Source organism: Candidatus Nucleicultrix amoebiphila FS5, from assembly GCF_002117145.1.
Lineage (GTDB): Bacteria > Pseudomonadota > Alphaproteobacteria > Caedimonadales > Nucleicultricaceae > Nucleicultrix > Nucleicultrix amoebiphila.
Window position 1 is genome coordinate 813,144 of the sequence record NZ_CP008743.1, and the last position, 23,461, is coordinate 836,604.

The 23,461-nt window shown below is 39.3% G+C and carries 21 protein-coding genes, 1 tRNA gene and 1 other RNA gene; 15 read left to right on the top strand and 8 right to left on the bottom strand.

Features of this window, described 5'->3' with window-relative positions; all coding sequences use genetic code 11:
* Positions 1-3: 3 nt before the first annotated feature.
* Both GQ61_RS03945 and GQ61_RS03950 read right to left on the bottom strand, forming a co-directional pair.
* Complete coding sequence (locus GQ61_RS03945; protein WP_085784073.1) at positions 4-1,635, bottom strand: hypothetical protein; 1,632 nt, start codon at positions 1,633-1,635, stop codon at positions 4-6.
* 456 nt (positions 1,636-2,091) lie between these two features.
* Entirely contained in the window at positions 2,092-3,447 is a 1,356-nt protein-coding gene (locus GQ61_RS03950; RefSeq protein ID WP_157111138.1) for a hypothetical protein, read from the bottom strand.
* A gap of 179 nt (positions 3,448-3,626) precedes the next feature.
* Between GQ61_RS03950 and GQ61_RS03955 the strand changes: the two genes are divergently transcribed.
* From GQ61_RS03955 to GQ61_RS03990, 8 genes are all read left to right on the top strand, one after another.
* Positions 3,627-3,700 (top strand) — tRNA-Gln (locus GQ61_RS03955).
* 32 nt (positions 3,701-3,732) lie between these two features.
* Entirely contained in the window at positions 3,733-4,761 is a 1,029-nt protein-coding gene (locus GQ61_RS03960) for a glycosyltransferase family 4 protein (RefSeq protein ID WP_085784075.1), read from the top strand.
* On the top strand, positions 4,758-5,483 hold the full coding sequence (locus GQ61_RS03965; protein WP_085784076.1) for a metal ABC transporter ATP-binding protein: 726 nt from the start codon (positions 4,758-4,760) through the stop codon (positions 5,481-5,483). The genes GQ61_RS03960 and GQ61_RS03965 overlap by 4 nt, the downstream gene beginning before the upstream one ends.
* A complete protein-coding gene (locus GQ61_RS03970) occupies positions 5,483-6,271 on the top strand; it encodes a metal ABC transporter permease (RefSeq protein ID WP_085784077.1) in 789 nt (262 codons plus the stop codon). Before GQ61_RS03965 ends, GQ61_RS03970 begins: the two co-directional genes overlap by 1 nt.
* Positions 6,272-7,077: 806 nt before the next feature.
* A non-coding RNA gene (gene ssrS / locus GQ61_RS03975) (6S RNA) lies at positions 7,078-7,238 on the top strand.
* Between the two features lie 18 nt (positions 7,239-7,256).
* Positions 7,257-7,835 carry a 5-formyltetrahydrofolate cyclo-ligase gene (locus GQ61_RS03980; RefSeq protein WP_085785057.1) on the top strand — a complete coding sequence of 193 codons (579 nt, stop codon included), beginning with the start codon at positions 7,257-7,259 and terminating at the stop codon, positions 7,833-7,835.
* Positions 7,832-8,641 carry a TIGR00282 family metallophosphoesterase gene (locus GQ61_RS03985; protein ID WP_085784078.1) on the top strand — a complete coding sequence of 270 codons (810 nt, stop codon included), beginning with the start codon at positions 7,832-7,834 and terminating at the stop codon, positions 8,639-8,641. The genes GQ61_RS03980 and GQ61_RS03985 overlap by 4 nt, the downstream gene beginning before the upstream one ends.
* Positions 8,642-8,731: 90 nt before the next feature.
* The gene (locus GQ61_RS03990) at positions 8,732-9,028 is read left to right on the top strand and encodes an ETC complex I subunit (RefSeq protein ID WP_085784079.1); all 297 of its coding nucleotides are present in this window, start codon (positions 8,732-8,734) and stop codon (positions 9,026-9,028) included.
* A 9-nt stretch (positions 9,029-9,037) separates the two neighbouring features.
* Here GQ61_RS03990 and GQ61_RS03995 read toward each other — a convergent pair whose 3' ends face one another.
* From GQ61_RS03995 to GQ61_RS04005, 3 genes are read right to left on the bottom strand one after another with little or no spacing between them, the layout of a single operon-like run.
* Positions 9,038-9,442, bottom strand: a complete 405-nt coding sequence (locus GQ61_RS03995; protein WP_085784080.1) for a DUF2000 domain-containing protein — start codon at positions 9,440-9,442, stop codon at positions 9,038-9,040.
* Positions 9,439-10,416 carry a glycosyltransferase family 9 protein gene (locus GQ61_RS04000; protein WP_085784081.1) on the bottom strand — a complete coding sequence of 326 codons (978 nt, stop codon included), beginning with the start codon at positions 10,414-10,416 and terminating at the stop codon, positions 9,439-9,441. The genes GQ61_RS03995 and GQ61_RS04000 overlap by 4 nt, the downstream gene beginning before the upstream one ends.
* Positions 10,413-11,558, bottom strand: coding sequence for a glycosyltransferase family 4 protein (locus GQ61_RS04005; protein WP_085784082.1), 1,146 nt, complete (start codon positions 11,556-11,558; stop codon positions 10,413-10,415). The genes GQ61_RS04000 and GQ61_RS04005 overlap by 4 nt, the downstream gene beginning before the upstream one ends.
* Positions 11,559-11,705: 147 nt before the next feature.
* Here GQ61_RS04005 and GQ61_RS04010 point away from each other — a divergent pair, with 147 nt between their 5' ends.
* From GQ61_RS04010 to GQ61_RS04035, 6 genes are read left to right on the top strand one after another with little or no spacing between them, the layout of a single operon-like run.
* Positions 11,706-12,980 (top strand): efflux RND transporter periplasmic adaptor subunit, encoded by a 1,275-nt coding sequence (locus GQ61_RS04010; RefSeq protein ID WP_198157408.1) that lies wholly within the window; start codon positions 11,706-11,708, stop codon positions 12,978-12,980.
* Positions 12,981-13,025: 45 nt separating this feature from the next.
* Positions 13,026-16,136 carry an efflux RND transporter permease subunit gene (locus GQ61_RS04015; protein ID WP_085784084.1) on the top strand — a complete coding sequence of 1,037 codons (3,111 nt, stop codon included), beginning with the start codon at positions 13,026-13,028 and terminating at the stop codon, positions 16,134-16,136.
* A gap of 17 nt (positions 16,137-16,153) precedes the next feature.
* Positions 16,154-16,939 carry a class I SAM-dependent methyltransferase gene (locus GQ61_RS04020; RefSeq protein WP_085784085.1) on the top strand — a complete coding sequence of 262 codons (786 nt, stop codon included), beginning with the start codon at positions 16,154-16,156 and terminating at the stop codon, positions 16,937-16,939.
* Positions 16,940-16,961: 22 nt separating this feature from the next.
* Positions 16,962-17,852, top strand: coding sequence for a hypothetical protein (locus GQ61_RS04025; RefSeq protein ID WP_157111139.1), 891 nt, complete (start codon positions 16,962-16,964; stop codon positions 17,850-17,852).
* Complete coding sequence (locus tag GQ61_RS04030) at positions 17,849-18,658, top strand: MOSC domain-containing protein (RefSeq protein ID WP_085784087.1); 810 nt, start codon at positions 17,849-17,851, stop codon at positions 18,656-18,658. Before GQ61_RS04025 ends, GQ61_RS04030 begins: the two co-directional genes overlap by 4 nt.
* A 20-nt stretch (positions 18,659-18,678) precedes the next feature.
* Entirely contained in the window at positions 18,679-19,605 is a 927-nt protein-coding gene (locus GQ61_RS04035) for a complex I NDUFA9 subunit family protein (RefSeq protein WP_085784088.1), read from the top strand.
* On the opposite strand, the gene GQ61_RS04040 is transcribed toward GQ61_RS04035, so the two are convergent.
* Complete coding sequence (locus GQ61_RS04040) at positions 19,602-20,270, bottom strand: glutathione S-transferase family protein (RefSeq protein WP_085784089.1); 669 nt, start codon at positions 20,268-20,270, stop codon at positions 19,602-19,604. The two genes, GQ61_RS04035 and GQ61_RS04040, sit on opposite strands and share 4 nt — an antisense overlap.
* Between GQ61_RS04040 and GQ61_RS04045 the strand changes: the two genes are divergently transcribed.
* A complete protein-coding gene (locus GQ61_RS04045) occupies positions 20,253-21,149 on the top strand; it encodes an undecaprenyl-diphosphate phosphatase (RefSeq protein WP_198157409.1) in 897 nt (298 codons plus the stop codon). The genes GQ61_RS04040 and GQ61_RS04045 overlap by 18 nt on opposite strands.
* Before the next feature lie 17 nt (positions 21,150-21,166).
* Here the strand turns inward: GQ61_RS04045 and GQ61_RS04050 are convergent, their stop codons facing one another.
* Both GQ61_RS04050 and GQ61_RS04055 read right to left on the bottom strand, forming a co-directional pair.
* A complete protein-coding gene (locus tag GQ61_RS04050) occupies positions 21,167-21,901 on the bottom strand; it encodes a hypothetical protein (RefSeq protein ID WP_085784090.1) in 735 nt (244 codons plus the stop codon).
* Positions 21,902-22,081: 180 nt separating this feature from the next.
* A complete protein-coding gene (locus tag GQ61_RS04055) occupies positions 22,082-23,443 on the bottom strand; it encodes a S8/S53 family peptidase (RefSeq protein ID WP_085784091.1) in 1,362 nt (453 codons plus the stop codon).
* Positions 23,444-23,461: the final 18 nt, after the last annotated feature.

Below are 23,461 nucleotides of genomic sequence, written 5' to 3' on the forward strand. Positions count from 1 at the left end.
TCATTACATTCTGTTGCCACGTTTAACGGCCTTAACAAAAGCTGCTCTTTTGCCTTGCTGTAACCCTAGCCAATGATCGATTTCATTTGTCGAAGCATCTTTGACACCCCCGTCAACAAAGGCCTTTACAGCCCTAACAATGCGAGGTCTATCTTGAGCACCAGCTACAACCCAATGATTGATTTGATCAATAGTGAGATCGTCTCTCAGCCCTTTATCATCAAATGCTTCTGAAGCCTCAACTTGAACCAACGTAAGATGCTGTCTATCAACGTTCAAAATGCGTAAGATATAATCAGCATTGAATATTTTGTCGGCAGTAATATTTGGTTCATTCAAATGAATCAACGCAGTGGTAGCCACAATCAAGTCATTATCCGTTGAATCTTCACCAACTGCGGCGATCAAAATACGTTCAGCACGCGTTGCTTGATGATTTACCCAACCATCAATGTCCGCAAGCTCTGGATCAGCACGACCGCCAGCAATGAACGCTGCAGCTCCTTGCATTTGATCCGCAGAAGGATTGTTTTGACCGAGGACGCCAAGGCGTCTAACGCCAGCAATCAAGTCCGGATTTGTTGAGTCCAAATTTGCCACTGCAATCAAAATACGTTCAGCGCGGGTTAGTTGATTATTCACCCAACCATCAATGTCCGCAAGGGTTGGATCAGCACGACCGCCAGTAATGAACGCTGCAGCTCCTTTAATGCGATTTTCCGATGGATCACCTTCATTAAGAACAGTCATTAAATGAACAGCGCCTTGGAGCTCCTCAAGGGTTGGATTTTGGATATTCTTCTCAACAGCTTTGGCAGCTGCGGCAATCAAGTCATTATCCGTTGAATCTTCACCAGCTGCTGCAATTAAAACACGTTCAGCACGCGTTGCTTGATGATTTACCCAACCATCAATGTCCGCAAGCTCTGGATCAGCACGACCGCCAGCAATGAACGCTGCAGCTCCTTGCATTTGATCCGCAGAAGGATTGTTTTGACCGAGGACGCCAAGGCGTCTAACGCCAGCAATCAAGTCCGGATTTGTTGAGTCCAAATTTGCCACTGCAATCAAAATACGTTCAGCGCGGGTTAGTTGATTATTCACCCAACCATCAATGTCCGCAAGCTCTGGGTCAGCGCGTCCTCCTAAGATAAAGGCCGATGTACCTTGAATTTGATCAGCAGAGGCCGCCCGTTCATTCAGAGTTATCAAACGCCTTGCCGCAGCAATGAGATTAATGTCTCGAACGTCTAAACCAACAGCGTTGAGCCTTTGAACTGCAGCATCGTTATTAACAACGCCGGCCGTAGCCTTTTCAACAGCTTTCTTAATAGTTTTGTGTGGCTTTACTTTTAGGTAATCCACAACTTGATCTCCGCTCCCTTGAACTGTTTGCTCTGCAGTTTTAAGAGCTTGCACGCGGCTAGAAAATTCTTCAGAAGAGACCTTTTCTTGAGTTCCGTTCACTCCCTTAACTGCAAAATTAGCTTGTTTAGCAGTAAACCCTTTTGCCTTCATAATCTCTTCAAGTATATCTGTTGCCTGTACGTTTGAAATCATAAATCCAAATGCTGAGACCTGAATGGCAAAAACACTGCATACTGCACGAATACTAATTTTATTCGATATAATCATATCAAAGTATCTCCTGTTTTTCTATCTGACAAATTTTATAAAGGGATAACACACCGCTTTGTTTTTTTTGTCAATAAGTAATTTATTTTTATGCTAATCCTTCTGAAATAAGCATTATTAGATTTTCTTAAGATAACCTATTTGAAAAAAAGTCGACTTTTCATCTAAAAACAAAGCCCCCTTACCAGGGAGGTAAGAGGGCTCTCGTAGGGAGGGGTGGTTATTTTAAAGGAGGTTAGGCCACGTTTCGGAGGGAGGGAGGTATGTTGTAGGAGGTATGTGATCGTTCAGGTGAACCTGGCCTAACAGGGAGGGAGGGGGCTCCTTTAAAATTCCACTTTCTTATCTCTTCGTTTTATTCATATTAACCATTCGTAAAGATCATATTGGAATTGCAGTTCCCTCTTTCAAGGGGAAAATTAAAAAAAATAATTATTTCTTAAAGATATAGATAAATTAATGCTTTACGGCCTTTAAAAGATTTCTTTTAAGTCCTTCAAAGACATCAGCATCCAAAACGATAGGGTCATAAAGGTAATATTTTTCATACTGCACCAGACTTAAAGCTCTATCACAATAGCTTAAAGCTTCTCTGACAGTTGGTTTCCATCCCTCATGAGGACCCTGTTGAATGTGGGCGTTCGTGATAAGCTCCCTCAAAATCCATAATTTTGCGGGAACATTAAGATTAGGAGAGTCGATAAGATTATCAAGAGCTCGTCGCCATATGATAGGCTCTCTAACTGTACCAACGCCCATCATATGCAATCTTGCCATCCAGTATTGCGCCCAGGCTTTTTTATAAAATGGTTGGTATTTGTCCAGTTTTATGGCCATAAGCTCACCATATAAAGAGGCTGGATCAATCTCATCCTCTGATCCTTCTAAAGTCTCAGACAAATAAAATACATTAAAAGCTTTCATCATCAAATTAATCGTTTTCTGCTCTTCGACATTAAAAAGTTTAACTATCTCAGGACGTTTGAGAAAATTCGCATAACGTCTATCAAAAGTCATGAAGCTAAGGTAATTGAAAACAAAATCAATTGGAATCAAAGCCAATGTTTTTGCAGGCCCTGGTTTCATTTTAGGAACATTTTTTGAAATATCGTAAAGCACAAGGCTTTGTCCATGAGATGCATAAAAAGACATTTGCGTAAGCATAATCTCAACCTGTTCTTCAAGAGGCGATTCTTCTGTTACACGCATGCAAAGAGGACTGGCGGAACGCCTATCAGATTTTTGAAGGAGATAGCCATATGCAGCAACTTTCCAAACTGAATATTGAGCACGATTATCATAAGTAAATTTTGCTCTAAAGAAAGCTCTTTCCCACTGATTGGTGGTGGAGAGTCCAACCCTCTCAGGATCTTTTAAAATCCTGCCATAAATCCTTTTTTCCAAAACTGCTCGAGCAATTTGATAAAATGCCTTGGCCCAGCGCTGTGCTATTAATAAATCTCGCGTCGTAAAGTAGTCATCGAAAATCATATAGATAAGATCTGATGTGAATAGTCCCTTTTGATACTTAGCAAAAAGAGGGAAATACGGATCCATTTTCATAACAGCATCGCGCGTATGAGGGTATTTTTCGTCATCCTGCAAAGTCAGTCTTTGTAAGTTATCAGTTAAACATGTGATACTGTCTTCAAAGTGAACCTTACTTTTTTTCTTAGACTTTGATGAAACTTGTGTGGGCGATTTTTTCTGATTTTCTGAAGGAAGCAATTCTTCTGAAGCGCGTAAAGCCTGTGAAAGAATACAGACGAATGATAAGATTATATAAGCAATACAATATTTCATCAGTTTCAAACGCTATCTTGGTATAAAGTTACCTATTTAAACATGGATAGCACTTAATCTATTTATTTACAAATGGTCAATATTATTAACTCTTTTCATGTATTATTTTAAAAAGTGTTTCCTCTGCTTCTCATCAGAACTCTAGACCAAGCTTATAGATCCTGTTATAGAGGGAAAAAGTTAAATATTGGGAGATAGTTTAGCGGTAGAACTCCCGGCTCTGGACCGGGCAGCCTTGGTTCGAATCCAGGTCTCCCAGCCATTATCACCTTACAATAAAAGGAAGAAGGGCGCGTGTCCTTACTGACCCTAGGTCTTTTAGCTTTTTCTCTTTCCTTGGTGCTGACCTTGTTGATGATTTGTGTCAATATTGTTGATCAACCAGGGCATAGATCTTCACACAGTGTCCCAACGCCACGCAGCGGAGGGGCAGCCATCGTGTTAGCTTTTTTTATCATTTCGGCCTTTTTTGGCCAATTCCAACTACCTTTTAAAGATAGTCTCGTTGCATGGCAAACAACTATGGGGGCTGCAGCTCTCTTTGCTGTCCTTGGGTTTATGGACGACTTAAAGAATTTCTCTTCGATTTTCAGGTTACCCTTACAAGTCCTGCTCTCTCTGGCCATCATTGCAGCAGGGGTTTATATTGCCCCCGATGCTCTTTTTACATGGAACCTTCCACTTTGGCTTTCAGTCTTGCTTTCTTTGGTATGGCTTGTAGGCTTTGTAAATGCTTTTAATTTTATGGATGGTATTAATGGATTATCAGGGGGTGTCGCTATTATAAGTTTTACCGTTATTGCTCTTATATTAAACTTCCATCATTACAACCTATTAATGCCAATATTTTCAATCTTAATTGCATCTACTCTGGGATTTCTTTGTTTAAATTTTTACTTTGGACGCATTTTTATGGGGGATGTCGGTAGCCTCTTTTTAGGTTTTATTTTTGCTTCTTTTGCCCTCCTTTTGACACGTACAGATTTTGGCAGTATTTCATTTTGGACATTTCCCGTGCTGTATTTCATCTATATCTATGACACTACTTTAACCGTCATTCGTCGTGGTTTAAGAAAAGAAAATATCCTGACAGCCCATAAAGAGCATTTATACCAGCTTTTAACTCGTTCTGGATGGAGTCACACTTCAGTTGCGTTACTTTATTACGGTATCTTTATCTTACAAGGACTCTTAGCTCTTGTAATGCAGAATGTGGATTTTCGATATCATCCTTTCTTTCTTTTACCTTGTCTAATTTTTGCAATTTTTTATTCATTGATTGTTTTTCGAGTAGCACACCTTAAAAAGGTGATTCACGCATGATACTTTTAAAAGCTGAAGGGCTTAATTTAACCCTCAACAATCGACGCCTTTTAGAAGAAGTTTCCTTTCAACTTAAAAATAGAGAGTTCGTCACAATCATTGGTCCTAATGGTGCAGGCAAAACAACTCTCCTTAGGATTATTCTTGGATTGCTCAAACCGAGCCAAGGAATTATCTGGCGCAAACCTAATCTACGCATTGGCTATATGCCACAAAAAATCACAATTGATCCAAGCTTACCTATCACAGTTGAACGCTTTTTAACTCTTAATGCGTCAAAGTCTCAAGCCATCAAGATTCTTAAAGAAGTTGGTGCTTCTTCGTTATTATCGGCATCCCTTCACAACCTATCTGGTGGAGAATTTCAGCGTGTTCTTTTTGCCAAAGCTTTATTGACGAACCCAGAGCTCCTTGTGCTAGACGAGCCTTTACAAGGTATTGATGTTGTAGGACAAAGCGAGCTCTATCAACTCATCACCCACTTACGCAAAGAGAGAGGATGTACAATATTACTCGTTTCTCACGACCTCCATTTTGTTCATAGCGCAAGTGATCGTGTAATTTGCCTGAACCATCACATATGTTGTGCTGGACACCCTTTAGAAGTGCAAAAAAAGCCTGAATACAGAGCATTGTTTGGAACAATTGTTCCTCCTGGTCTGGTTCCCTATACCCATGATCATGACCATACACATGATCATATTCATGAGGAGAATCATTAATGGATATGCTTGTAATAAAAGCCTTAATCGCAGGAGGATTGATTGCTCTAATGGCTGGTCCTTTGGGGTCTCTTGTGTTATGGCGACGTCTCGCTTTTTTTGGTGATACTCTTTCTCATGCCTCTCTGTTAGGAGTCGTCATTGGCTTGATAATCGGTATTTTGCCAGTTTTTGGAATTTTCTTATCTTCATTTGTTGTCGCTCTTCTTCTACTCCTCGTTCTTCACCAAAAATCTCTCTCCAAAGATACAACTCTAGCTCTTATTTCTCAGGGCGCTCTTGCCATCGGCTTATTAAGCATCTTTCTCTATAAACAAGCGCGTCTCACTTTAATGGACTACCTGTTTGGAGATATTCTGGCGATCACAAATCAAGACCTTGTCATAATGGTCATTGGCGTTATTCTCACACTAACGGTTTTAAGTCTTTATTGGCATAAACTTCTTGCAACCACTCTCAGCCCAGATCTCGCTGCAGTTGATGGTATCAATGTTCGCTTCATACAAGGTATTTTCTTATTTCTCTTAGCATTTAGTGTGGCCTTAAGTATTAAGATCGTTGGGGTTCTTCTTATGTCTTCCTTGCTTATTTTCCCTGCAGCAACTGCTCGTCTTTACGCCAAAACGCCTGAACAAATGGTTATCGGCGCTGCTCTCTTTGGGATCAGCTTTATAATGCTAGGAATCAGCGCGTCCTTTTTCTTTGAGACACCGACATCGCCTTCAATTGTTGTATGTGGATTAATTGTATTTTTAAGTTCTTGGAGTCTGCTCTCGTTAAAGCGCTAGTTTGAAATTTCTTTTTTTGGTTTCTCAAAAACGCGATATTCAGTCGAAGGGTTCTCTTTATTGGAACTCTTGAAGTCAAATAAATCTTCACTTGCAAAAATATTGTGAACAAATGTTGTATGTGGATTAATTGTATTTTTAAGTTCTTGGAGTCTGCTCTCGTTAAAGCGCTAGTTTGAAATTTCTTTTTTTGGTTTCTCAAAAACGCGATATTCAGTCGAAGGGTTCTCTTTATTGGAACTCTTGAAGTCAAATAAATCTTCACTTGCAAAAATATTGTGAACAAATGTTGTATGTGGATTAATTGTATTTTTAAGTTCTTGGAGTCTGCTCTCGTTAAAGCGCTAGTTTGAAATTTCTTTTTTTGGTTTCTCAAAAACGCGATATTCAGTCGAAGGGTTCTCTTTATTGGAACTCTTGAAGTCAAATAAATCTTCACTTGCAAAAATATTGTGAACAAATGTTGTATGTGGATTAATTGTATTTTTAAGTTCTTGGAGTCTGCTCTCGTTAAAGCGCTAGTTTGAAATTTCTTTTTTTGGTTTCTCAAAAACGCGATATTCAGTCGAAGGGTTCTCTTTATTGGAACTCTTGAAGTCAAATAAATCTTCACTTGCAAAAATATTGTGAACAAAAAATACTAATAAAAAGCTGAATACAGGAAAGTAACCCATAGCTTTTAACCGAATATTTTTAAGTAAATCAATTTACTTAACAACAAATAAATTGTCAAGTATTTTGTTTAGTACTTAATAATAAAATAGATCACCTATTGCTAATTGTCATGAAAAGTGATCTAATAATAATTAGGGCTGCGCCTCTCGTTTGGAATTTTTCCCGGGGGCCGATAACACATCTTAGGGAGCTGTCCCCGCCGAGACTCGTGGGTTTTGGCATACGGCGCCCACCTGCTGAGCAGGGCCACCGCGCGGATGTAAATTTACCCAACGGTCGCAGCGGCCCTTTAATTTCTTCAAAGGTTTTCATGCACGATAAGTCTAGTCTTCGCGAAATAAAAAAAGCTGAACGCAAAGCTTTTATTGACTCCCTTACTTTTCAAGAACGCTCAAATTATGCTACCCAGATTAGTCAACAGGTTCTGAAATATTTAAAAGATGTGGATGGTCTTGTCGTTGCGGGGTATTGGCCAAAGGATGAAGAAGCGGACACCAAAATAACGCTTACACTTCTTCATAACAAGAATGCCACGATATGCTTACCGCGCATTAATCTCAAAACGCATCATCTTACTTTTCACCAATGGAATCCTGGAGATTTATTAGAGTTAAATTCTTTCAATATTCTGGAGCCAAGTATCATTCAGCCTAGACTAGAACCAGATATCCTTTTAGTTCCTCTGTTGGCTTTTGATAAAAATGGGCATCGTTTAGGATATGGAAAAGGACATTATGATAGAGCTATAAATGCACTCCTTGAGCAAAAAGATATTAAAACACTCGGTATTGCCTTTGATATACAAATGCTTGATAAAATCCCTTTCGAACCCCATGATAGGGTCCTAGAAGCCGTTATTACTCCTGAAAGGATATATAAATTTAAATGAGAATTTTATTTGTTGGCGATATTGTCGGCCGTCCAGGACGTGATATAGCGCTTGAAAAGCTCCCCTTTTTAAAATCGCACCTCAACCTAGATTGGATCATTGTTAATGCTGAGAATGCCGCTGGCGGTTTTGGTATCACAGAAGAAATTTGTCATGATCTATATGATGTAGGTACAGACGTGATCACGACAGGAAATCATGTTTGGGATCAAAAGGAAATTTTAACCTATATTGATACAGACGATCGTTTGTTGCGGCCCCTTAATTTTCCAGAGGGCACGCCGGGGCGTGGCTTAAATGTTTTTAAAAAGGACGGGGTAAAAGACCTAGTAGTTATCAACGTTATGACGCGTCTTTTTATGGATGCTCTTGATGATCCATTTTCTACACTGAAAAATAACTTGGCCTTTTTTGCCCTTGGGCAAGATAACATTGGAGCCATCGTCGTGGATGTTCATGGAGAAGCAAACAGTGAAAAAATGGCCTTAGGTCATTTTCTAGATGGAAAAGTCTCTCTTGTCGTTGGCACGCACACGCACATTCCAACAGCAGACGCTCAAATTTTTCCCATGGGAACTGCTTATCAAACGGATGCTGGAATGACAGGAGATTATGATTCGGTCATTGGTATGGAAAAAAAAGGAGCCACTTTAAGGTTTACGCGTAAAATCTACGATATACGTTTAACACCCGCTAAAGGACCTGGCACACTTTGTGGTGTTTTTGTTGAAACAAATGATGAAACTGGTCTTGCTGTAAAAGTGAAACCAATACGAATAGGCGCACGTTTAGAAAATACATTTTAAAAATTCTCTCGCATACTGAATTTTGTTATGATGAGAATATATAAAGAGAGAGAGACTTTATCGTAATTCAATATTTAGAGGTATCCTAAAATGCCCCATGCAATGATATTAAAACCAACAAAAACAGCGATGCAATCTGGAAAAGCTAAGACAAAAAATTGGCGCGTGACTTTTCTTCCTGAATCTACGCAATATATTGAGCCACTGATGCAGTGGACAGCGACAAAAGACAATAACAGTCAAGTTATTCTTAGATTTAAAACATTGGAAGAAGCAAAATCTTATGTCGAAAAACAAGGGTGGATATATACGATAGTTGCTCCTCACGAGGCTTCAATAAACCCAAAAAGTTACACCGACAATTTTCGAGCCAATAAAGTCCTTTAAAAAGAATCTTTACTTAAAAAGCGAAAATTTCTTGGTTAATGGATCTAGCTTCGCCTTCTCTCCAAAGGCGGCAATAGCATAAAATATCAGCTCTTCAAATTTTCTTTCCTTAGTACGTGCTACTTGTTGGTCAGACCCACCTTCGATCATCGTATCAAGGAAAGTAGTGTGCCTTATGTTTTCTTGATTTAAGGCTTCATGAAAAGCTTTCAACTTTGAGCTGTTTGTGTCCAGAACAATAAAAGGATACTGACTGATGTGAGGGAATCGATTACCTTCTGAATCCACATACGTTACGAGTCCAGCCTCCACATCACTCTCAAGCTGTCTGGCAAGACCTATCGTAACATGCCCTAAAGCATTCATTAATCTTGGAATCTCAATAGATTTATTAAGCACCGCAACAAATTTCATAGACACCCTCTCTTCACCTTTTTAATAGCTTCTGAAGATTTTAATATTACTTTTATAAGATAATCAAAGACTTTCTCAACCGATAATTCTTCGAGGTTAGGGTAATGCAACACATGAACATTTGGTCCTCTAGGAGCAAAAACATTAGGATCAGAAAAGCTCGACCATAAAATCAGCGTTTTAGATTTTGTATAAGCTGAAAGATGTGTGGGCCCCGTATCGTTTCCAACAATAGCTACTGCTTTTCTTGCAATCCCAATGATTTCAAAAAAATTTGTTTTTAAACTGAGATCTAATATTTGTGGAGATTTTTCACGAATAACTGATGCTACTTCTTGATCATCTGGACCAGCAATGAGTACTGGATTCCATCCCTTTGCAATCAACCGATTCGATAAATCTGCATATTTAAGCGCTGGCCAACGTTTACTCGCTCCGCCTTTAGAACTTCCAGGAATTAATAGCACAGATTTTTCTGGTATATTAAAATGACCCACATCGAGCTTAAGCCATGATAGATCTGGATAAAGATCTTCTTCTCCTTTAATTTTTAAGCCCGCAATCTTTAGTTGATCTGCAAAACGTAGAAAGGCATGAATAAAATCTCGGTCTGAACGCGTTTGACGAAACTTGCACCCTTCAGCAATGCCACTCCATTCAGGTTTTTGCCCTGGCCCTAAAAGTTTAAAATATAAGGAACTACGTCTTGATGTTTGCAAATCATAAATGCGCTGAAATGTCTTCAATACTTTACGATGCTTAAAAAAATCCAGGTAAAGTCGATCTCGACGATCAGTGATAATCTCATCAAAATAGGGCGTTTTACTCACAAATTTAACATAAGCTGGATCAGTTAACAGAGTAATATGATCGTTTCTATGGTGCTTGCGAATGACTTTAAAAGCTCCAAGAGAATTGATCATATCTCCTAAAGCCCCATGCTTGATTACCAAAATATGTTGTTGAGTTTTCACGCTTTCGTTCCTAATACTTTTGCGTAGACAGCCAAGGTTTTAGCACACATACTTTCCTTTGAAAAATTCTCTCGCACTCTCTGACGTCCTTTTTTTCCCATAGATTGACGTTGCGAGGCTTTTAGATTTAAAGCCAACTCTATAACTGTTGCCAACGCTTTAGGATCGTTAGGTTCAATCAACCACCCAGTTTCGCCATCTTTAATAATTTCTTTTGGACCACCTAAGCAACTTGCAATGACTGGTTTTTCCATCGCCTGAGCCTCAGCTACCACCCTTCCAAAAGCTTCTGGATCCGTTGAGGCATGCACAATAAGATCGGCACTTGAATAGGCTGCAGGCATAGCATCATTCTCTACAAATCGCACCAAATGCTCTAATCGCTTATGTTTAGTGTAATTTTCCAACTCAAGCTTATAAGCCTCTCGTCCCTGATGAGAGCCTAAAAACACACAAGCAATTTTTTTTGATGTCAAATGGGATAAGGCTTCCAACAAAACTTTTTGCCCTTTCCACCGTGTTAGACGTCCAACCATTAAAATGAGAAAATGGTCAGCAGGAATCCCCCATTTCTTTCGATAATCCTGTTTGATTTTCTTGGGGTCAAATACTTCTAAATCAATACCACGCCAAATGATGTCAATCTTCTCATGATTTAAACCATAGTTTTTTTCAATGTGTTGACCAATAAAATTAGAAATCGCAATAACGCGATCTCCTTTAGTCATAATTTTGTTATAGAATTTCTTGAATGGATTGTGAAAATTATAAGTACCATGAAATGTGGTGAGAAAAGGAATATGAAGGCTTTTTGAAGCCCAATAACTACTCCAAGCAGGAGCGCGTGAGCGCGCATGGACAAGATCTACTCTTTCCTTTGTTATCAGACGTTTTAAGGAGTGAATATTCTTAAGCATCACCAGAGGATTTTTGCTATGGACAGGGAGAGTTATAACTTCACCCCCCCTTTTTACAACGTCCTCTATCAATCTTCCTCCATGACAGACAACGAGAGCCCGAGCTCCTACATTGTGTAATGCTTCAACGATCTGAAGTGTACCTTGTTCAATACCGCCAACGTCCATGTTCGGTAAAACTTGTAAAATTGTTTTGTCCTGAAGAGATGATAAATTCTTTTTCAAAAAAACTTGTCCAAGGGGTTAAGAAGCCCTATATATAATAACGTGATCGTTATTTTTCTATAAAATTTGACATATAGGATTTTATAAAAAATTAACTTATGTAATGCTAATATTATATTTACAGAACAATAAAGAAAGATGTCAACAATGACTCTCCTCAAACGTGTACCAATAGCAGTTATTGTGCTTATTTCAGTAACAGTTATTGCCCTACTCACTTATTTCATTCAAGAAAAAGTTGGCACTAAAGGAAGACGGCAAAACGAAGGACCGTTTGTTGAAGTAGAGCATGTACGCGTTGGATCCATGACACGAAAAGTTAATGCTGTAGGCACTTTAGTAGCGAATCAAGTCGTTAAAATTCGTCCTGAAGTACATGGATTAATTGCAAAAGTTGACGTTAAAGGTGGGCAAATGGTCAACGCCGGCGATCCTCTTTTTGAGATCGACGATCGTACTTTTAGATCTGATTTGAAAGAAGCAGAAGCGAAACTTGCTCTTGCCCAAGCCGAATATAAACGCGCTGAAAAATTAGCCGCTTCGCAATTTGGTCCCATTAAAACGCGTGACAAGACCTTTGCCGAATTAAAAATGGCTGAGGCTTCCTTAGAAACAGCTAAAACTCGTCTCGAACGTACAGTTGTGTATGCTCCTTTTGAAGGAGTAGTTGGCATCCATGACATCGCTCTTGGCAGTCCTGTTAGCGAACAAACAGAGCTTGCAACCCTGGTCGATATAGATCCTATAAAAGTAGATTTTAAATTACCGGGTCAGTTCCTACGCTATATAAGCGTTGGGCAGCAAGTCAATATTCGTGTCGACGGTTTTGAAGATAAAGAGTTTAAAGGTTCCATAGAATCTATCGACGCCACTGTTGACGAAAGTGGTCACAGCATTGGAGTAAGAGCCGAGATGCCAAACAAAAAAGGCATTCTAAAACCTGGTCTATTTGCTCGTGCCTCTGTTGTCGTTGGTTCTAAAGATAATACACTTATTATTCCAGCCGGCGCCATCGAGTTATCTGGCGACGAAGAGTTTGTCTTTAAAGTCGTTGATAAAATAGCTGTGCGTGTTCCCATCGCTACAGGTCTTCGAGAAAATGAAAACGTTGAAGTCTTGCGTGGACTCAATGCAGACGACTTGATTATTACAGTTGGTTATCAAGTCAAACAACTGCGTGATGGAACACCTGTAAGATATCAACTGGACGAACCAGAGACCTCTCAAGATACAGAAAAAGTTGCTGAGGAGAAAAAGAAAGCTCCTGCTCAAACTGAAGAACAGAAAAGTGAGGAAGTAAAACCTCAAGAAAAAGCTGCAGAAACTATCGTAGAAACTGAAAAACAATCTGATTCCGGCCCCAGTGAGAATGGAGAGCCTAAAACAGAAAGTGTACCCACAGAATCTGAAGTTTCTAAATAACAACAAAGGGATACAACAACGATATCCAGCAAAAAGGTTTAGTTTATGAAATTAACTGAGATTTGTATTCGACGTCCCGTTCTTTCCACAGTTTTGTCATTAATTATTGTTCTGGTTGGTGCCGTCACTTGGTCACGACTTCAGGTAAGACAATATCCAAACGTTGATCAACCTAAAATAAGCGTTATCACTGCTTTCGAAGGTGCCAGCCCAGAAATCGTTGAAGCTCAAGTAACCAAACCTTTAGAAGACCAGTTATCCGGTATTGAAGGGTTGAATACCATCACGTCTAGAAGTCAAGCGGAAGAGAGTCGTATCACTCTAACATTCAATCTTAATCGTTCCATTGAGGCAGCCGCTAACGATGTAAGAGATCGCATAGGACGTATTAAAAACAAACTACCTGCCGATGCAGAAGATCCCCGTATTAAAAAGGCTGATGCTGACGCCTTACCTTTTATCTACATCGCCCTTTATAGCGATAAACTTTCAACAAAAGATATTGCTGACTATGCTTATCGATATTTGGAAAGTCAACTTGAAGTCATCAACGGTGTCTCCAGCGTTGAGATTTTTGGCGGTGGTGAATATGAAATGCATTTGGTTTTAGACCCAGTCAAACTAGCGGGTTACAAAATTACTGCCGAAGATGTTGCGAATGCTCTTAAGCAACAGAACGTTGAAAAACCTGCAGGTAAATTGATTTCAAAAGAGCAAGAAATTCTTGTCACTACAAAAGCTCCTCTCATTAGCGAACGTCAATTTAATAATTTAATTATTGGGGAAAGAGAAGGCTATCTGATTCGCCTTTCAGACGTTGGCTTTGCTGAAATGAAATCCGATGACACACGTAACAAAGTTTTCTTTAATGGGAAAAATGCTGTTGCCATTGGTCTTACAAAACAGTCTGTCGCAAATCCTTTAGATATTGCTCAAGATCTCAAAAAACAATTACCTCATATCCAAGAAACTTTGCCCAAAGGTATGAAGATTGAAATCGCCAATGATAAGACTATTTTCATAGAACGCACAATTCAGAATGTCTATCAAACTCTTTTTGAAGCAACGATTCTCGTTATTTTAGTGATCTTAGTTTTCTTGCGCTCTTTTAGAGCGATTATTATCCCAATCGTTGCTATCCCTGTCTCATTGATTGGGTCATTTTTTATCATTTATCTTTTTAACTTTACTATTAATACGCTTACACTTTTGGCTCTTGTTCTTGCCATTGGATTGGTCGTTGATGATGCGATCGTTATGCTCGAGAATATTTATCGTTACATTGAAAAAGGTATGTCTCCTATTGCAGCTGCCTTTAAAGGTGCAAAAGAAATCAGTTTTGCCGTTATTGCTATGACTATCACTCTAGCAGCTGTTTATGCTCCTATTACACTTTCTCCCGGCATGACAGGTATTCTCTTTACTGAGTTTGCTTTGACGCTTGCTGGCGCTGTGATTCTTTCTGGTTTCGTTGCCCTTACCATTTCGCCGATGATGTGTGGACGACTACTCCATCCTCATGGCAAAGACTCTATAAAGAAATCAGATCGTTTTTATGTATTAAAAAAACTCTGGAAAGACTTAGGAGTTAAAGGTGACCTTTACCTCGATAAAATCGATAGCTTTTATGCCAAAATTTTACGTAAAGCACTTGATCGAAAATTCCTTGTGTTGATCTCTGCTGGATTCATTTCAGCGCTTGGATATTTAATTGTGATGCGCATTCCCACGGAACTTGTGCCAAGAGAAGATCAAGGAATTGTAAACGTTAGAGCTATTCCTCCCTACAGCGCTAATCTTCAATTTGTTGATCGCTATATGAAACAAGTCGATGAGATTTTAAAGGGTGTCCCAGAAATCACCACACGCCTAACACTTGTTAGTGTTCCGGGTGAGTCAACTGCTTTGAACCTTTTAAAGCCATGGGAAGACCGTAAGCGCAGCAGTAAAGAGATTGCAGAAAGTCTTCGCGATCCTCTAGATGAAGTTCCAGGGTTGCAACTCGTTGCCAGCATGGGAGGTAAAAGTCTCTTGGGTTCTGGCATCAGCGAATCACCTTTTGAGATGGTTGTACAAACAACGAAATCTTATGAGGATTTGATTATCTCTGTTGATCCACTTATGCATATTTTAACGCAACAGCTTAAACTTCAACGCCTCGAAGGCGACTTCTCTAATGAAGGACAAGAATATGTTGTCACCGTCGATCGCGATAAAGCAGCTTCCCTTGGCATTGAGATAGCAACCATCGCAAGCACTCTTGATACCTTAATCAGCGGCCGGCCAGCGAGCTTTTTTAAGCGTGAAAATAAACGTTATAATGTGAAAGTGGAAGTCGAAGAATCTTTCCGAAAATCACCTGACGATATATTAGGACTTTATATCCGAAGTACTAAAGATCGCAAAGAAACAATGGTGCCTCTTTCAGAGCTCATCACTATTAGCAAGCGTTTATCCCCTACTGAAATCAACCACTTTGGTGGTTTAAGAGCTATTACCCTTACGGCACGTCTTGATGCAGGGGCAAGCTTGGGCACAACCTTACAAAAAGCTAAAGACATCTCTTACATGTCTTTGCCCGACGGTTATCGTATTGACTTCGGTGGAGAAAGCCGCCGTTTTCTAGAAGAAAGCAGTAATGTGACCATCATCTTTGGTCTTGCATTGCTCTTTATCTACTTGGTTCTTGCAGCTCAATACGAAAGCTTCATAGATCCTCTTATCATTCTGTTCAGTGTGCCAATGTCCATGGCCAGTGGTGTTTTTCTCCTATGGCTTGTTCCAGACATGACTATGAACCTTTATAGTCAAATTGGTCTTTTGACATTGATTGGTTTGATCACCAAGCATGGTATTCTTATCGTTGATTTCGCCAATAAATTAAAAGCTGATGGTAAATCAAAATTAGAAGCCGTCATTGAATCGTCAAGATTGCGTTTACGTCCTATTTTAATGACAACGTTTGCAATGGTTCTGGGCGCTCTTCCTCTAGCTTTAGCCGGCGGTGCCGGCATGGAAAGCCGTCAACCTATTGGATTAGTGATCGTTGGTGGTATGACTTTAGGAACCTTGTTCACGCTTTTCTTAGTACCCACTGTTTACCTGCTCATGAGTCGTCAAAGAGCCGCTAAAGATCTCCACGGTTTTGATTCCTAGAATGGAGATCGTGGAGTTTGAAACCTTTATTTGACGTTTGCCGTATAAGAGAAAATCAAGCGCGTACGGCCTCTCGTTTTTCTGAACATGCGTTTCTTTTTGAAGACGTTGAGAATCAAATTCTAGAGCGCTTGCGTGAAATTAAGCGAGATTTTTCTACTATCCTTCTCATGGGTGCAAGCACAGGCATTTTAAAAGATGCTCTTCACAAAAGATTTCCTGAAGCTTTCATAGTATCTGCCGAACGAACTTCTCAACGATTTAATCTCTCTCTATACTCGAACAGAGTTACCTTCAATTTTGAAGATTGGTGTTTTAGAGCAGACTCTTTTGACTTGGTTATCTCAACTTTAACGTTGCACTCCTTAAATGATCCCTTATCGCATCTTTGTAATATTCGTTCTTCTTTAAAAAACGAAGGGGTATTTCTAGGAACATTTTTTGGTGGAGAAACACTTAAGCCTTTGCGGGATGCCCTTTTACAAACTGAGTTGTTTCTCACAAAGGGCGCTCATGCGCGCATTTATCCTCTCATCTCCAATGAAGCATCTGTAGAGCTTCTACAAAAAGCAAATTTTACATGGCCCATGGTTGATGTGGATCGGGTAATGGTGCACTATGAAAAATTAATCACTCTTTTACACGATTTAAGAGGAATGGGAGAAGGGAATGCTTTGATTGAACGTTCGAAAGCAACTCCTTCTAAGAAACTTTTTCAAAATGCTGAAAAATGCTTAGAGCGACAGAATGGTCGATTTGCCATTCCCTTTGATGTGATCTATTTTACAGGATGGAAAGGTTAATTCTTTGATTGTGGATAGAGGGTTGGAAAAAAGCACATTCTATCAGCTTTCGCCTAGCAACAAAGCGGGAGGTTTTGTCGGCATAGGCGAGCTTACCATTGGCACTATCTGCCACACCCTACATATTCCGTTAAGCGGCTTTTGGTTGTCACTTCATCAGATTTTTTGGATGTCTTGGGCCTCTGGTATGGAAAAAAGAGTCACCAGTTTTCAAATATCAAGTATTACAGCTCTCATGAAAGTCTTTGCTCCCATGGGAAAGAGACTAAGTCCAGTGTTCGCCATTCTTATGCAGGGTTTTCTCTACGCATTAGGTCCTCTCATTTTTGGTCATAACGCTTTTGGATGGATTATTGGCAGCATTTTAGCTAGCCTTTGGAGCTTTATTCAGCCTATTCTTATTGGCAGTATTATTTTTGGATCTTCTCTTTTTCAAGGATTTTCATTTCTTGAAACTTGGCTTCAAAAACAATCCTTCGCTATAAGCCTATATACGATCATAGCGTGTTTTGTGGTTCTTAAACTAATCTTAGCTATAAGCCTTTGCTTATTAGCATTAAAAATAAGCAAATCCCGCTTAAAGCAGTGGGAAAAATTTATTGTTTCAACGCTCAAAATTGCACCTAAACGTCGTCCCAGCAAAAGTTTTTGGAGAGGATTGATCAAAGATCTCCTGAGCCCCTGGTTTTTGTTATCTCTGATTCTTTCCATCATCGCTTTGACTATTCAAAGCCAAGAGTTAGTTACAATTACCATCAGCTTAATGCGTATAATGATAATCGCGCTTATCGTCTTTTCTCTTCTAAGATTAATCAATCCTCAGGATATTGTTAATCGACTTTCTCGTTTACCCTCTCTTAAAGAGCCTCTCACCCATATCTTCTCATTTCTTCAGGAAAAGGGTATAAAATGACAGATTATAAGATATCAAAACTTTATATCCATCCTATTAAAAGCCTTCACTATGTAGAGGTGGAATCCTTTAACGTTGTAGAAAATGGTGCTGAATTTGATCGACAATGGATGATCATTGATGAAAATGATCGTTTCATCACTCAACGCACTGTTCCTCGCATGGCCCTGATTCAACCAACTATTCAAGAAGAAAACCTTGTCATTAATATCCCTCAAGAACCCCCAAGAGTACATGATATTGAAGAGTTTGAAGGAGAACCTCGTATAGCCACTATCTGGAAAGACCTGTGTTCAGTGGTTGAAGTGTCCTCAGAAACCTCAGAGAAATTAAGTCGCTTTTTAGATACACCAGTGAAACTGGTAAGGATGGATCCTCGTTCTTCTCGGAAGTTAAATGAAAGATATACGGGGGACAATCATCGACACATTAATTTTCAGGATTCGCAACCTTTCCTCGTAATTTCTGAGTCTTCATTAAGCGTTTTAAACAGTAAATTAAAAGAACCTCTTCCAATGAATCGGTTTCGTCCCAATATCGTGATTTCCGGCTCAATAGAAGCGCATGATGAAGATAAATGGAAAGAAATAAAGATTGGTGATTTGTCTTTACAGTTTTCTAAGCTTTGCACACGCTGCACTATTACCTCTACCGATCAAGAAACCGGCGAACGTAAAGACCGTGAACCACTAACCACACTAAAGACTTATCGAATGACCGATAAAGGAATTTCCTTTGGTGCCTATTTTATTCATCAAAATTTTGGTAAAATCACTTTAGGTGATACCGTTGAAATACAGCAATAATCTTCAAAAATGAGTACAGTATGCAGGGGAAAAAAGTAACAATTTTTGGCGGATCTGGTTTGGTGGGAAGACGCATTGTTCAGCGTCTCGCCAGAGCAGGCGCCCAAATTCGTGTAGGTGTTCGTGATGTTGATCAAGCGCTCTTTCTAAGAACCATGGGCGTTGTCGGTCAAGTCACCCCAATTCCCGTCAACATCTGCAATTACGACTCTGTACGTGCTGCCTGTGAAGAAACAGACATTGTCATCAATCTCGTAGGAATTCTTTTTGAAAAGGGTTCTCAACGATTTGACAGAATCCACCTTCGCGGTGCAGAGAATGTTGCTAAAGCTTGTGCTCTTCATAAAGTTCATCGTCTCATTCACATGTCAGCACTGGGAGCCAATCTACATAGTCACTCTCGTTACGCTAAAACTAAAGGTCAAGGAGAAGAGGCCGTTAAAAAGATTTTTCCAGATGTTACTATTTTACGTCCCAGTGTTATTTTTGGCCCTGAAGATCGTTTTTTTAACTACTTTGCACAAATAGCTGTTTTGAGTCCGTTTTTACCTCTTATTGGTGGAGGAAAAACAAAATTTCAACCTGTTTATGTTGGAGACGTTGCTGATGCTGTGATCGCAATTCTTAAGAATACTGAAACGACTGGGAAAACTTATGAACTCGGTGGTCCAACAGTCTACACGTTAACTCAAATCATGGAATTTATTACGACAACAATTCAACGTAAAAAAATTTTTGTTTCCTTACCTTTTTTTGTCTCAAAAATCTTAGGTTATTTTTTACAAATCTTGCCCCATCCTCCTTTAACCGCTGACCAGGTTGAGCTCATGAAGAAAGATTCAGTCGTATCAAATAAAGCCTGGACATTTAAGGATTTAGGCATTCAACCAAAAGATGTTCAAGCCATTGTTCCTGAATATTTAAAAAGCTATAGACCGCATTTTTAAAAATCTAAATCCCAATAATGCACAGGAGGGATTATGCCAGGCACTTGATCATTTAATAGCCCTCGAAAACTGGGACGACACTTAATACGTGAATACCATTCTTTAATCTCAGGATATTCTTCCCAAGGAACATGATTGATATAGTCTAAAGTTGAAATATGCGCAGCGCCAGCCATATCTGCTAAAGAGAAAGTTTCACCTGCTACCCAATGACGTCTTTCTATCAACCATGACAAATAATCAAAATGTTGATGCATGTAAGATATTCCTTCGCGAATAACGTTAGAATTAGGCTCTCCCAAGGAAAACTGACGCTTCATAGTTTTTTCAAAGACGATTTGTTTGGTTACTTCATTAAAGAAAACATCGTCAAACCAGGCGACAATACGTCTTGTTTCAGCGCGCGCTGCAATTGCTTTACCAATAAAATTCTGACCGGGATATGCTTCTTCTAAATATTCCGAAATTACCCCACTATCCATAATCACTTGATTCTCGTGGTCAATCAAAACCGGTACTTTTCCCGCAGGATTAATATCAAGAAATTCAGGCCGTTTACGCCAAACTGGTTCAAATTGCAAACTAAATTCCAAATTCTTTTCAGCCAAAAGCATCCGAATTTTTCGACTATAGGGGCAAAGTGGATAATGAAACAGGGTTCTCATAAAGCTTTTGACTTCTTTCATAGGTTACGATATCGATTTTACCATAAATACCACATCTATCAGGAACGAAAAGGCCTCAGATTGCTTCTAGAACAGATTTTTCTTTTGGCTATTATTCAAGGACTGACGGAATTTTTGCCCATAAGTTCCTCAGGTCACTTGATTTTACTACCGCAATTTATGGGATGGGAAGACCAAGGCTTAATCATGGATGTTGCAGTCCATGTGGGTACTTTAGGCGCTGTGCTCTTTTATTTCTGGCGAGAAGTTATTCAATTAACCATTGGCTTTTTTAATCTAGTAACTGGTCGTTTTACGAAACAAGCGCGGTTTTTCCTTAATTTATCTCTAGCTACCGTTCCCGCAGTGATTTTAGGGTCTTTAATTAGTTATTTTGGTCTCGAATTAAGATCCATTGGTCTTGTTGCGTCAACGAGCATTTTCTTTGGCATTTTAATGTACATTATCGATCAAAGATCTCCACAAATTAATACCTTTAAGGAAATGACTTTAGGAAGAGGTTTTCTGGTTGGCTGTGCTCAAGCCCTTGCCTTGATCCCTGGCACGAGTCGTTCTGGAGCCTGTATGACCATGGGACGCCTTTTAGGATTTGAGCGCAGAGATGCCGCGCGGTTTTCTTTTTTATTGTCAATGCCGGCCATCATTGCTGCCGCAACCCATACGGGCATTAAGGTTGTTCAATCAGGAGAAAGCCTTATCACTCATGAGTTGCTCATTGGTATTGGCGTCTCATTAATGTCAGGTCTTGTTGCTATTCATTTTATGATGCGCTGGCTTCAAAAATCGAGTCTTACACCTTTTGTTATCTATCGGTTATTTTTAGGTGGTGCGCTTCTTTTGTGGATCGCATTCGCTTAAGCCCCCCTCTTCAATCTCTAAGATTTACTCTCAGGTGGAATGAACGCTTTAAAGCGAATACTAAAGATCACACGACTTGAATAGTCCTCTACTTTCTCAGCTAAGTCTTGAGAAATTTGACTATAATCCTTAATGTCATACCGTCTCCTCACGTTAAGCACATCCAGTTCATCTTCTGGTATTAAAGTATTATGGATCACTTCTAGATATTGGCTTTCTTCGTAAAAATCTCTTATTTCCATTTCTGACTCGAGTTTTAATGTACCATCTAGAAAAAGCAGACCGTGAAACGCATTGCTGTCTTCAGCTTTAATTTCGAAAACCAACGCGAGATCTCTTCCAGAATTTTTATACTCTTTAACTGAAATATGAAAATTTTGACCTTTCACTTTCTCTACCTTTGTCTCATCTTCATTCACCACATGCGTGGTATGAAATCCTCTGTGGTTAAAGGAATTCTTCGGCAACATGAACTGGGAAAATAAAGCGCTAGAGGTAGCAGTCCGATAGGTTTTTTTACCAAAATATTTCTTGTTAAAAAGAGGTTTTGTTTTGTCCTTAAAGAAGAGCCCAGGTTCTTTTTTGCCCTGCTTGATAAACTTTGCCTTCCATGCCTTCCCCTGTAAGGATAACCGGCAGAAGCCTTTTGTCAATTCATCAACCAAGAGCGATCCCTGGCTTTCGCTAGAGCTAAAAATGAATAAACCCAACACCATTAATATAAATTTTAGACGCAGATACTGTAGACCCATGGAATTCTCTCCTGTTCTTAAGCTTTACACAACATCCGCATGATTTTTATGATTTATTTAGAATAACCTATCTATATTTATCAATATGTCAAGTTTTTTCTGCCAAGATTAGTACAAATTAGTTTGTACTGTACGATGGTGATGGCTTTGTTCGAAAGAGTAGGAGCGGATCACGTTTGTTTAATCATTCTCCAAAAATGACTCTGCACTCACTAACCCTCTGCCAAAGTAACGATTGTTACCAATTTTCTTAGTGCTCGCTCTCAGCTTCGAGAGTACCCCTGATGGTGTTTCCTCAGAATGATCAGAAAATCGAGCAGTAATCATCCCTGAAAGAAGAGCAGCAGACATCGATGTTCCTGAAATTTCTTCTACTTCTGGCGAAAACTTATTCCAGATAGGCGCATGGGCTTGAACATCTTCTCCACATACACAAAAACTTATATCCTGAAAGTCATCGTCATCTCCAGGAAAGTTACTAAAGCTCGCGAGACTTTTACCATCGGGGCCTACAGCAAGAGCAATAATTAAATGATTCTTTATCCAAGAATTTTTCGCAATCCCTCTTCTAATTTCCTTCCAATAATCAATCTGCGTCATATTTAAAGACGCATTACCTGCTGATAGAACAACTATGCGTCCTGGATAGAGAATTTCTAAAGTTTTAAACTTCACCTTGCTTAGAGATATATTAACAACGCGTGCTGACGTTGGCAGAGATCTAATATCATCTTGGAAAGAGCGATTAGTAAAATACCATTCAATGGGAATTATTTCTGCCCTGGGCGCATATCCGTATCGGCTGGTAATTAAGCTTGTTATACTGAGTGAATGACTGCGAAAGAACACGCGTCGAAGACCTAATTGTCTCATATTCCTGCTCAATTTCCCCTTTAACTCTTGAGGCAAAGTTAGGATTTCATTCCAATAGCTCTTTGAAAAATCATCTATCACAACGACAGCTTCTCCTGCCCCCCTATTTTTGGAACGATTTTTCCCCATAACCTGGAAAGGACTAGCATTTGGGAGTACTTTAAAATATCGATCTGGCCCTACTTTTTTTAATCTCTCAGCTTCAGCTTTTAATCTTGTATAAGTGCTTAAGTTATAGGATCCATGAGAGAAACCCGTTGAGCCTTTATGCGTTCTTGGAGATTGGGACGATGATAAAGCTCTAATCTTTTCTTCATAATTTTTAGTATACCTTTCAAAAAAATCTTCTCGATCTTTTAGACTTTTAAATCGATGAATAAACACATCTGGATGGAATTCAGCTCCATAAAAATAGGAACCACGTATCTCATTAACAATGACTTGCCAGTGGGAAGAAAAGCTTTGAGCATGAAGCCTTAAAGCCCTCTCAAAGCTACCGTTTTCCGTCTTTGATAATCCAGCCCTCACACCATTTCTATACTCAGCATATAACAATAAGAGTGGTGTATTGACTAATTGAGCATTAGTTCTATTAAAAACAAAAGAAGCTTGAGAGACACAAGAAAAAAGCAAAGCAAAAATATATACAAATATTTGATACTTACGCATGAATTAATTTCCACATTT

Excerpts from the sequence above, each read along its gene's own strand:
- GQ61_RS03945 (WP_085784073.1), bottom strand. The coding sequence starts at position 1,635 with ATGATTATATCGAATAAAATTAGTATTCGTGCAGTATGCAGTGTTTTT.
- GQ61_RS03965 (WP_085784076.1), top strand. The coding sequence starts at position 4,758 with ATGATACTTTTAAAAGCTGAAGGGCTTAATTTAACCCTCAACAATCGA.
- GQ61_RS03970 (WP_085784077.1), top strand. The coding sequence starts at position 5,483 with ATGGATATGCTTGTAATAAAAGCCTTAATCGCAGGAGGATTGATTGCT.
- GQ61_RS03980 (WP_085785057.1), top strand. The coding sequence starts at position 7,257 with ATGCACGATAAGTCTAGTCTTCGCGAAATAAAAAAAGCTGAACGCAAA.
- GQ61_RS03985 (WP_085784078.1), top strand. The coding sequence starts at position 7,832 with ATGAGAATTTTATTTGTTGGCGATATTGTCGGCCGTCCAGGACGTGAT.
- GQ61_RS03990 (WP_085784079.1), top strand. The coding sequence starts at position 8,732 with ATGCCCCATGCAATGATATTAAAACCAACAAAAACAGCGATGCAATCT.
- GQ61_RS03995 (WP_085784080.1), bottom strand. The coding sequence starts at position 9,442 with ATGAAATTTGTTGCGGTGCTTAATAAATCTATTGAGATTCCAAGATTA.
- GQ61_RS04010 (WP_198157408.1), top strand. The coding sequence starts at position 11,706 with ATGACTCTCCTCAAACGTGTACCAATAGCAGTTATTGTGCTTATTTCA.
- GQ61_RS04015 (WP_085784084.1), top strand. The coding sequence starts at position 13,026 with ATGAAATTAACTGAGATTTGTATTCGACGTCCCGTTCTTTCCACAGTT.
- GQ61_RS04030 (WP_085784087.1), top strand. The coding sequence starts at position 17,849 with ATGACAGATTATAAGATATCAAAACTTTATATCCATCCTATTAAAAGC.
- GQ61_RS04035 (WP_085784088.1), top strand. The coding sequence starts at position 18,679 with ATGCAGGGGAAAAAAGTAACAATTTTTGGCGGATCTGGTTTGGTGGGA.
- GQ61_RS04045 (WP_198157409.1), top strand. The coding sequence starts at position 20,253 with ATGAAACAGGGTTCTCATAAAGCTTTTGACTTCTTTCATAGGTTACGA.
- GQ61_RS04040 (WP_085784089.1), bottom strand. The coding sequence starts at position 20,270 with ATGAGAACCCTGTTTCATTATCCACTTTGCCCCTATAGTCGAAAAATT.
- GQ61_RS04050 (WP_085784090.1), bottom strand. The coding sequence starts at position 21,901 with ATGGGTCTACAGTATCTGCGTCTAAAATTTATATTAATGGTGTTGGGT.
- GQ61_RS04055 (WP_085784091.1), bottom strand. The coding sequence starts at position 23,443 with ATGCGTAAGTATCAAATATTTGTATATATTTTTGCTTTGCTTTTTTCT.